This window comes from Amycolatopsis rhizosphaerae (genome assembly GCF_007713715.1).
GTDB classification, from domain to species: Bacteria; Actinomycetota; Actinomycetes; order Mycobacteriales; family Pseudonocardiaceae; genus Amycolatopsis_E; species Amycolatopsis_E rhizosphaerae.
Window position 1 is genome coordinate 1 of the sequence record NZ_VJWX01000263.1, and the last position, 9,698, is coordinate 9,698.

General features: G+C 71.4%; 7 protein-coding genes. 3 read left to right on the forward strand and 4 right to left on the reverse strand.

Annotated elements, in window-relative coordinates; genetic code table 11:
* The first annotated feature begins 208 nt into the window (after nucleotides 1–208).
* Both FNH05_RS23220 and FNH05_RS23225 read left to right on the forward strand, forming a co-directional pair.
* The gene (locus FNH05_RS23220; protein WP_144590838.1) at nucleotides 209–721 is read left to right on the forward strand and encodes an amino-acid N-acetyltransferase; all 513 of its coding nucleotides are present in this window, start codon (nucleotides 209–211) and stop codon (nucleotides 719–721) included.
* Nucleotides 722–799: 78 nt separating this feature from the next.
* A complete protein-coding gene (locus FNH05_RS23225) occupies nucleotides 800–1,408 on the forward strand; it encodes a hypothetical protein (protein ID WP_144590839.1) in 609 nt (202 codons plus the stop codon).
* Nucleotides 1,409–1,582: 174 nt separating this feature from the next.
* On the opposite strand, the gene FNH05_RS23230 is transcribed toward FNH05_RS23225, so the two are convergent.
* Nucleotides 1,583–4,183, reverse strand: a complete 2,601-nt coding sequence (locus tag FNH05_RS23230; RefSeq protein ID WP_144590840.1) for an FtsK/SpoIIIE family DNA translocase — start codon at nucleotides 4,181–4,183, stop codon at nucleotides 1,583–1,585.
* A 129-nt stretch (nucleotides 4,184–4,312) separates the two neighbouring features.
* On the opposite strand from FNH05_RS23230, the gene FNH05_RS23235 reads away from it, so the two are divergent.
* Nucleotides 4,313–5,122 carry a lysophospholipid acyltransferase family protein gene (locus tag FNH05_RS23235; RefSeq protein ID WP_186382693.1) on the forward strand — a complete coding sequence of 270 codons (810 nt, stop codon included), beginning with the start codon at nucleotides 4,313–4,315 and terminating at the stop codon, nucleotides 5,120–5,122.
* A gap of 97 nt (nucleotides 5,123–5,219) precedes the next feature.
* Here FNH05_RS23235 and FNH05_RS23240 read toward each other — a convergent pair whose 3' ends face one another.
* The 3 genes from FNH05_RS23240 to FNH05_RS23250 form a co-directional block, all read right to left on the reverse strand.
* Nucleotides 5,220–6,926, reverse strand: coding sequence for a ribonuclease J (locus tag FNH05_RS23240; RefSeq protein WP_144590842.1), 1,707 nt, complete (start codon nucleotides 6,924–6,926; stop codon nucleotides 5,220–5,222).
* Between the two features lie 64 nt (nucleotides 6,927–6,990).
* A complete protein-coding gene (dapA, locus tag FNH05_RS23245; protein ID WP_144590843.1) occupies nucleotides 6,991–8,004 on the reverse strand; it encodes a 4-hydroxy-tetrahydrodipicolinate synthase in 1,014 nt (337 codons plus the stop codon).
* 130 nt (nucleotides 8,005–8,134) lie between these two features.
* Entirely contained in the window at nucleotides 8,135–9,622 is a 1,488-nt protein-coding gene (locus FNH05_RS23250) for a serine/threonine-protein kinase (protein WP_144590844.1), read from the reverse strand.
* Nucleotides 9,623–9,698: the final 76 nt, after the last annotated feature.

Below are 9,698 nucleotides of genomic sequence, written 5' to 3' on the forward strand. Positions count from 1 at the left end.
CCAGCAGCCACAACACCCCGTCCGGACTCGCCAGCGTCGTGGTCCGCCCCATCGATGCCTGACGCTCGGCCTCCCAGAACGGATCCCATCCCGCGCGCGTCAACTCGCCCCCCACTCCGTCGGAAATCCGCTTCGCAGCATACGAGCCGCGGCCTGCGTGGTGGAACCCACCGCGACAGCGCGGGTACACGCCGGATACGGTCGGCGGGTGCCGCACGATGACCCTGCCCCGGTCGTGGTCCGCCGCGCCCGGATCGCCGACGTCCGCAAGATCAAAGCCCTGGTCGACGCGGACGCCGGGCGCGTGCTGCTGGAAAAGGAACTCGTCACGCTCTACGAGGACATGCAGGAGTTCTGGGTCGCCGACTCCGGCGGCGAAATCCTCGGCTGCGGCGCCCTGCACGTGCTGTGGGAGGACCTGGCGGAGATCCGCACGGTCGCGGTCGACCGGGCGGCACGGGGCCGCGGCATCGGGCACGCGCTGGTCGGCAGGCTCGTCGAGCACGCCACGGAACTGGGGTTGCGGCGCATCTTCGTGCTGACCTTCGAAACGCGGTTCTTCGCCCGGCACGGGTTCCGGGAGATCCACGGCACGCCCGTGCCGCAGCCGGTCTACGATGAGATGCGCCGATCCATCGACCCCGGCGTCGCCGAATTCCTGGAACTTCCCTATGCCAAACCGAACACACTCGGCAACACCCGGATGCTCCTCGAACTCTGAACCGGCGGTCCATTGTGGAGTAGGGGCAACCCCTGCCCGGCCCCGCACGTCCATCTCAGTGAGAGTTGGGAGAAATGCATGATCCGGGGGTATCGCAAGTGGATCGCCGGCGCGCTGGGCGCCGCCGCGCTGACCGTCCCGTCCGCGGCGGCCGCGGCGCAGCCCGTGACCGTGGTGCCGGGCTGCGAAAAGGGCTGTGATGTCGCGTTCTCACAGCAGTTGCCGGGCGGGAAACGCGTGGAGGGGCTGAGCACGGGCACTTACAGCGTGCTCGCGCTCTGGCGGGGGAACACCCTGCTCGACCACGTGCAGGTCCACGGGCGCGACGGCTACAGGTACGAATTCGTGCAGAGCGCCACCTGCTCGAGCACCCGCTGCTCGGTCGGCTACGTGTACGGGGCGCATTCGGGGGCCGTCGCTTCGGTGGCGGTGAGCGACCGGCTCACGGTCACGGACACGGTCGAGGGCGCCTCCACGGGCACCGTGACCCGCGACCTCAACGGTGACGGGCAGCCCGACGCCGCCGTCCAGCAGAGCACCTTCGTGCCGAACTTCGCCCAGGCGCCGCAGTACTGGGAGACCTACGTCGAGCACAACGGCAAGTTCGCGCGGACCGGCTGCACGGCCGACAACGCGCCCGCGCCCGTCCGCCTCGCCACCGGTCACTGCACCGGCCCCGTCGCCTGATCGGCCGGTTCGTCCGCCCCAGCCCACCTCGTCGTTGATTTCGGCGGCGAGGTGCGGCTGTGTTGGCCGTGAAGGGTCCCTTCACAGTCGATTTGACTGTGAAGGGACCCTTCACGGCTTGCCCCAGCCCCTCCGGCCGGGGGCGAGGGGCCTGCAAAAGTGGGTTGCCGCCCGCTACTCGCCGTCCGCGTCCGGCCCCGGCCCGGGCCCGCCGCCGCGGATCAGGTACAGGACGCCGTCCAGTTCGTCCGGCTTCACCAGCACGTCGCGCGCCTTCGAGCCCTCCGACGGCCCCACCACGCCGCGGCTTTCCAGCAGGTCCATCAGCCGTCCCGCCTTGGCGAAACCCACCCGCAGCTTGCGCTGCAGCATGGACGTGGAACCGAACTGCGAGGTCACCACCAGTTCGGCCGCCTGCAGCAGCACATCCAGATCGTCCCCGATGTCCGGGTCGATTTCCTTGGCCTCGCCGGGTTTGGCGACGGTGACCCCGTCCTGGTACTCCGGCTGCGCCTGCTCCTTGGTGAAGTCGACGATCGCGGCGATCTCGTCGTCACCGACGTAGGCGCCCTGGATGCGGATCGGCTTGCCCGCCCCCATCGGCAGGTACAGCCCGTCGCCCATGCCGATCAGCTTCTCCGCCCCCGGCTGGTCCAGGATGACCCGCGAGTCGGTCAGCGAAGACGTGGCGAACGCCAGCCGGGACGGGACGTTGGTCTTGATCAGGCCGGTGACCACGTCCACCGAGGGCCGCTGGGTGGCCAGCACCAGGTGGATCCCGGCGGCGCGCGCCTTCTGCGTGATCCGGACGATCGCGTCCTCCACGTCCCGGGGCGCGGTCATCATCAGGTCGGCGAGCTCGTCGACGATCGCCATGATGTAGGGGTACGGGCGGTACTCCCGTTCGCTGCCGGGAGGCGTGGTGATTTCGCCGGAACGCACCTTCCGGTTGAAGTCGTCGATGTGCCGGACCCGGTGGGCCTGCATGTCCTGGTACCGCTGTTCCATCTCCTCCACCAGCCAGGCCAGCGCCGCGGCGGCCTTCTTCGGCTGGGTGATGATGGGCGTGATCAGGTGCGGGATACCCTCGTACGGGGTCAGTTCGACCATCTTCGGGTCGATCAGGATCATCCGGCACTCGTCGGGCGTGGCGCGCGCGAGCAGCGACACCAGCATCGAGTTGACGAAACTGGACTTACCGGAGCCGGTGGACCCGGCCACCAGCAGGTGCGGCATCTTCGTCAGGTTCGCGGTGACGAAATTCCCTTCGATGTCCTTGCCCAGCCCGATGACCATCGGGTGGTTGTCCTTGGCGGCCTTCGGCGAACGCAGCACGTCGCCGAGCCGGACCATCTCGCGGTCGGAGTTGGGCACCTCGATGCCGACCGCGGACTTGCCGGGGATCGGCGCGAGCAGCCGCACGTTGTCGGTGGCCACCGCGTAGGCGATGTTCTTGGTCAGCGCGGTGATCTTCTCGACCTTCACGCCCGGGCCGAGTTCGACCTCGTACCGCGTCACCGTGGGGCCGCGGGTGAACCCGGTGACCTGCGCGTCCACATTGAACTGTTCGAGCACGCCGCTGATCGCCTCGATCATGGCGTCGTTGGCCTTGCTGCGCGTCTTGGGCGCGTCGCCGAGCTGCAGCAGCTCCGGTGACGGGAGTAGGTAGTCGCCCTCGACGGTGCGGGTGACCGAAAGCGGCGGCTCGGGCTTCCCGGCTTTCTCGGTCTTCTCGGCCTTCTGCGTCTTCTCGGCCTTCGGTCCCGCGGAGGGCACGGACTCCACGGGCTTGGCCGCGGGCTTCGGCTTGGCGGGGCGCATCGGCACCGCCGGTTCGGCCAGCGCGGCCTCGAGGTCCAGCTGCTCCCCCGCGCCGTCACCGGAACCGGCCTGGCGGCGCCGCGCGGGCCTGCGCAGGCGCACCGGTTTGGGGTCGGTCTCGGTGATCTCGTCGCCCTGCCCGGCCAGCTCTTCCCGCTCGGCCTCCAGGCGCTCGATCTCCTCCGGATCCAGGCCCCACTCCCGCAGGACGCGGGGGATGTCGCGGACCCGGGTGGCGGTGAAGACCAGCACGCCGTAGCCGAGCGCCAGGATGAGCAGCGGCGCGGCGACCCAGCTGGTCACGCCCTGGGCCAGCAGGCCGCCGGAGAAGGCGCCCAGCGCGCCGCCCGCGTACATCCTGTCGTCGTTGCTCTCCGGAAGCCTGCTGAACAGGTGCAGCAGGCCCAGCACGGCGAACATCACCAGCAGGGTGCCGATCACCATCCGCGGCCGCGCCTCCGGCCGCGGCTCCGAGCGCATCAGCGAGATCGCGATCACGAACAGCACCAGCGGCAGCGTGACCGCGCCCGCACCGAAGATCGTCCTCGTGGCGAGTTCGAGGTAGCCGCCGACCGGGCCGGCCGCCCGCCACCAGACACCCACCGCGATGATCAGGGCGAGCGCGATCAGGCCGAGCGCCAGGCCGTCACGGCGGTGCTCCGGCTCCAGTTCGCGGGTGCGGCCGACGGTGCGCGCGAGCGTGCCCGTGCCCTTCGCCACCAGCGTCCAGCCGCCGCGGACCGCCTTGCCGAGGGTGCCGCCCGAGGAGCGGCGCGCCGGGGCACGGCGGGCCGGTGCGGAGCGGGGCTTGCGCGCCGGAGCCGACTTGCGCGCCGGAGCCGGTTTCCGCGCCGACGAGGACTTGCGCGCCGTGCTCGTCTTGCGCGCCGGCTGTTTCGTCCCGCCGGCGCGTTTCGTCGCGTTCCGCCTGGTGGTCGCCGACCCGCTTGCCATGGCTCCTACGTTAACGGGCGAAGCCCAGCAGCCCCGTGCGCCACTCGCGGCACCGCGCCAACTTTCGCCACAACCGCGGCTTCCGATAGGCCATACCGGTGAAGATCGGCGTCTGACATGCTCTTGGCCATGTTCACGCTGCACCACGACGAGCGAGGGCTGCCCCGTCGCAGGCCCCCGGCGATCTGGCGGACCCTCTCGGCACTGGACACCGGGCTGGTCCACCTGGTGGGCCGGCTGCGGGTGACCGGCGGCATCCCGGCGAAGCTGCGCGGGCGCCCCCTGCTGATGGCCGCGAACCACATCGGGGTGTTCGACGCGCTGGTGCTCATCGCGGCGTGCAAGCAGCTCGGCATCGCGCCCCGGTTCCTGCTCGCGGGCGGCCTGCTGGACGCGCCGGTGCTGGGCCCGGCGCTGCGGGCGAGCGGCCACCTGCGGATCGACCGGGGCAAGGCCACCGCGGTCGAGCAGTTCGCCGACGCGGTGGCCGCCATGCGCACCACGCCCAGCCCGATCATCGTCTACCCGGAGGGGCGCATCAGCCACGATCCGGGGCTGTGGCCGGAACGCGGCAAGACCGGGGCCGCGCGGCTGGCGCTGGCCGCCGACGTGCCGGTGATCCCGATCAGCCAGTGGGGCGCGCACGAGGCGGTGTACTGGGGCACCGAGAAGGTGGAGGGCCCGGCCGACCTGCTGCCGCTGGCCCGTTCGGGGCTCACCGCGCCCCTGCGCCGTCCGACGTTCAAGGTGCATTTCGGTGCCCCGGTGGATCTGTCCGGCGTCGAGCCGGAGCGTCCGGGTGCGGGGGTCCGGGCGCACGCGAAGATCATGCGGGCGATCACCGACGGCCTGATCCCGCTGCGCCGCGACGAACCCGACAAGCCGCGCTTCCACGACCCGACGCGCCCCACCGACACCCTCAGCCCCTGGCGCCCCTGAGGGTCCGTGAGGGGCCTGCGGGCGAGCCGTGAAGGGGCCCTTCACGGTCGATTCGACTGTGAAGGGCCCCTTCACGGCAATACGCCGGACTTTGCGGCTACACCGGGATGACGGTGGGGACGATCATCGGGCGGCGCCGGTAGGTCTCGGCGACCCAGCGGCCCACCACGCGCCGCACCGCCTGCGCGATGCGGTGGCTCTCGGTGATCCCCTCGGCTTCGGTCCGCGAAAGCTCCATCTCGACCAGGGGAACAACGGCGTCGAGGGCCTTGGGGTCGTCGGAAAAACCGCGTCCGGACACCGTCGGGGTGCTCACCGCGCGCCCGGTGGTCGAGTCCACCGCCACCGTGATCGCGATGAACCCGCCCTCACCGAGGACCAGCCGGTCGGACAATGTCGACTCGCCGACATCACCGACGGACAGCCCGTCGACGTAGACGTGCCCGACCTCGACGCGGCCGGTGGTGCGGGCCCGGCCGTCGACCAGGTCCACCACCACACCATCCTCCGCGAGCACCACGTTCTCCGGTGCCACGCCCGTGCGCACCGCCAGCTCGCCGTTGGCCCGCAGGTGCCGCCATTCGCCGTGCACCGGCATCACGTTGCTCGGCCGGATCGCGTTGTACAGGAACAGCAGCTCGCCCGCGGAGGAGTGCCCGGAGACGTGGACCTTCGCGTTGCCCTGGTGCACCACGTGCGCGCCGAGCCGCACCAGGCCGTTGACCACGCCGAACACCGCCGTCTCATTGCCCGGGATGAGCGAGCTGGCCAGCACCACGGTGTCCCCGGCGCGGATCGAGATCTGCCGGTGCTCGCCGCGTGCCATCCGCGACAGCGCCGACAGCGGCTCGCCCTGTGAACCCGTCGAGACGAACAGCACCTTCGTCTCCGGCAGTGTGACCGCCTGGTCCAGGTCGATCAGCAGCCCCTCGGGGATGGCCAGCAGCCCCAGTTCCGCCGCGATCCCCATGTTGCGGACCATCGACCGGCCGACGAACGCCACGCGGCGGCCGTGCCGCTGCGCGGCGTCGAGCACCTGCTGGACGCGGTGCACGTGGCTGGCGAAGCAGGCCACGATCACGCGCTGGGTGACGCGGCCGATCACGTCGTCGAGCACCGGGCCGATGTCCCGCTCGGGCGTGACGAAACCGGGCACCTCGGCGTTCGTGGAGTCGATGCACAGCAGGTCGACGCCCTCGTCGCCCAGCCGCGAGAACCCGGCCAGGTCGGTGAGCCGTCCGTCGAGCGGCAACTGGTCGAGCTTGATGTCACCGGTGTGCAGCACGACCCCGGCCGGGGTGCGGATCGCCACCGCCAGCGCATCCGGGATGGAGTGGTTGACCGCGAAGAACTCCAGGTCGAACGCGCCCACCCGGCGGCGCTCCCCTTCGGTCACCTCCACCAGCTTCGGCCGCTGCCGGTGTTCGCGGCACTTCGCGTCGAGCAGCGCCAGGGTGAACCGCGAGCCGTAGACCGGCAGGTCCGGCCGCAGGCGCAGCAGGAAAGGCACCGCGCCGATGTGGTCCTCGTGCCCGTGAGTGAGCACGAGGGCATCGATGTCCTCGAGCCGGTCCTCGATCGCCCGGAAGTCGGGCAGGATCAGGTCGACCCCGGGCTGCGCGTCCTCGGGGAACAGCACCCCGCAGTCGACGATGAGCAGCCTGCCGTCGTACTCGAAGACGGTCATGTTCCGCCCGACCTCGCCGATCCCGCCCAGGGCGACGACCCGGAGGCCGCCGTCCGGCAGCGGGGGCGGCGGGGTGAGGGGCCCCGGTCCTGTGGGTTGCGGGGATCGCCCGTTCATCGTGTTCCCCCCTGTACGCGCCCGGCGGCCTCGTGCCGGGCCGCCGCGCCCCTGTGTAACACCGTCACCTATGAATGGTCCCAACGCTGGTATGAGTGGTCGGCGTGACGTAGGCCGCCGCCGAGTCCGCTTGCGCGACCCTCGCACTGTGCCAGTCCGCCGCAGGCGAGTCGTCAAGGGGGACCCCCGCCTGGATCAGGTCACCGGCGATGGCCTCCACCTGCTCCGCGGTCGCCGGCACGATCGGCAGCCTCGGGCCGCCGACGTCGTGCCCGCGCAGCCGGAGCCCGGTCTTGGCGAACACCACGCCGCCGACCCGGGACATCGCCCGGTACACCGGAAGCATGCCACGGTGGTTGGTGCGCGCGGTGGAGGTGTCGCCGTTTTCGTAGGCGTCGATCATGGCGCGGATCCGGCCCGCCACCACGTGCCCGATCACGCTGACCACCCCGGCCGCACCGACCGAGAGCCACGGCAGGTTCAGCGCGTCGTCGCCCGAGTAGTAGGCCAGCTGCGTGTTCGCGATCACCTCGCTGCCCGCGAGCAGATCGCCCTTGGCGTCCTTGACGGCGAGGATGCGGGGATGCTCGGCGAGCCGCAGCAGCGTGTCGACCTCGATCGGCACGATCGAGCGCGGCGGGATGTCGTAGAGCATCACGGGCAGTTCGGTCGCGTCGGCGACCGTGGTGAAGTGCGCGTACAGTCCCGCCTGCGGTGGCCGCGAGTAGTACGGCGTGACCACCAGCAGGCCGTGCGCGCCCGCCTTTTCCGCCTGCCGCGCCAGTTCCACGCTGTGCGCGGTGTCGTAGGTGCCCGCTCCGGCGATGACCGTGGCGCGGTCCCCGACCGCCTCCACCACGGCGCGGATCAGGGCGGACTTCTCGGCGTCGGAGGTGGTGGGGCTCTCGCCGGTGGTGCCGTTGACGACGAGACCGTCGTTGCCCAGCTCCACCAGGTGCGCGGCGAGCTCCTGCGCCCGCTTCGGATCCAGCGCACCCTCGCTGTCGAACGGGGTGACCATGGCGGTGAGCACGCGCCCGAACGGCCTGCCGGGGGCTGCGGAAGGTGGGGTGGACATGGTGTCGACGGTACCTCCTCGGCGTACGGATCTCCGCGCCCACCTGGCGAAACGGCATGATCAGCAGGCAGCACACCCGCGGGGCCGGAGAATCGTCGGCGGCACCTTCCGGCCACCGGAACTTCTGTTGCTACTTCAGTGCCGAGGCCACCCCGCCGGCGAAGGCGGTGTTGTCCCGCTTCGCGAGCAGGCAGTAGACCTTGCGGACGGGCTGGTCGGAGTAGTCCGAAGTGCTCTGGGTTTCCCACGCCTGCTGGGAGGGGACCAGCGTGCGGTAGGTCAGGTCGGCGCGGCGCGCGGCCGGGACCGCGTTGGAGTAGAACGTCATCCGGCATTGCGCCTCGGCCCACTCCCGCAGCTTGTCCGGGTACTGCGCCTTGACCGCCTTGGAGTCGCTCGACCCGTAGGCGCCCGCGGCGTCGTAGAACTCGGTGTAGTGCAGGTCGTCGCAGTCGACCCAGTCGCCCTGCCCCAGCGCCTTCCCCTCGGTGAGCGGGGTCTTCGTGCAGGCGTAGGAGCCGGTGCGCAGCGCGGGGATCTGCCCCTGCGCTCCGTAGGTGTAGGTCGGCAGCATGGCGGGATCGGGATCCGGCGTGCCCCAGGCCTTGCCCAGCAGCAGCCCGGTCACCAGCAGCGCCACCGCGAAGAGGGCACCCGCGATGGTCAGTGCCCTGGTCAGTGCTTTGCGCCTGCCCCGGGATGGCGGGACCGGACCGGCCAGTGTGGGGGCGGGACCGGTCCAGACGCTCGCCTGCCCGGCGGGCGGCGTGGGCGGTGCCTCCACGGTTCCGGCCATGCCGAGCAGCTGGTCCGCCTGCGCGGCCGAGACCCGGCCCTCCGGGCTGGCCACCAGCAGGCCCATGATCGCCGAGGCGAGCGGGCCGCGCGTGCGCGTCAGGTACGGGATCTCGTGCAGGATCGCGTGCAGCGTGGCCGCCGTGGTCTGGCGTTCGAAGGCCAGCGTCCCCTCCACCGCGAAGAACAGCGTCGCGCCCAGCGACCACAGGTCCGAGGCGGGCACCGCGTCCTTGCCCGCGACGCGTTCCGGCGCCATGAAGGCCGGCGAACCGACGATCATGCCGCTGGTGGTCAGGCGCGGATCGTCGATGGCCTGCGCGATGCCGAAGTCGGTGAGCTTCACGCGCCCGTTCGGCGCGACCATGATGTTGCCGGGCTTGACATCGCGGTGCACGATCCCGGCGGCGTGCGCCGCCTGCAGCGCGCCGAGGACCTGCCGCCCGATCGCGGCGACCTGGGCGGGAGGCAACGGGCCGTGTGCCCGCACCAGTTCGGCCAGCGTCGGCGCCTCGACCAGCTCCATCACGATGAACGTGCCGCCCTGCTCGGAGATCACGTCGAACACCGTCACCACGGCGGGATCGTTGAGGCGGCCGCCGGTGCGCACCTCCCGCAGGACACGCTCGCCGAACGTGGCGCCTTCGGCGCCGTCCGGCAGCCGCAGTTCCTTGATCGCCACCGGCCGCCCGATCACCCGGTCCTCGGCGCGCCACACCACGCCCATCCCGCCGCGGCCGAGCTCGGCCCGCAGCACGTACCGCCCGGCGATCGTCCTGGGCGCGGGAGTGCTCGCCTGCTGGGTGGTCTGGTCTGAGGTCACGGGGAGGGGCCTTCCTGGCGCGCGGGGGAGGAGGGAATGCTAGTCCGACCTCGGGGGCGGCCCGTCGGTTCCCCGG

Coding starts and splice junctions, on each gene's coding strand:
- FNH05_RS23225 (WP_144590839.1), top strand. CDS start 800: ATGATCCGGGGGTATCGCAAGTGGATCGCCGGCGCGCTGGGCGCCGCC.
- FNH05_RS23230 (WP_144590840.1), bottom strand. CDS start 4,183: ATGGCAAGCGGGTCGGCGACCACCAGGCGGAACGCGACGAAACGCGCC.
- FNH05_RS23235 (WP_186382693.1), top strand. CDS start 4,313: ATGTTCACGCTGCACCACGACGAGCGAGGGCTGCCCCGTCGCAGGCCC.
- FNH05_RS23240 (WP_144590842.1), bottom strand. CDS start 6,926: ATGAACGGGCGATCCCCGCAACCCACAGGACCGGGGCCCCTCACCCCG.
- dapA (WP_144590843.1), bottom strand. CDS start 8,004: ATGTCCACCCCACCTTCCGCAGCCCCCGGCAGGCCGTTCGGGCGCGTG.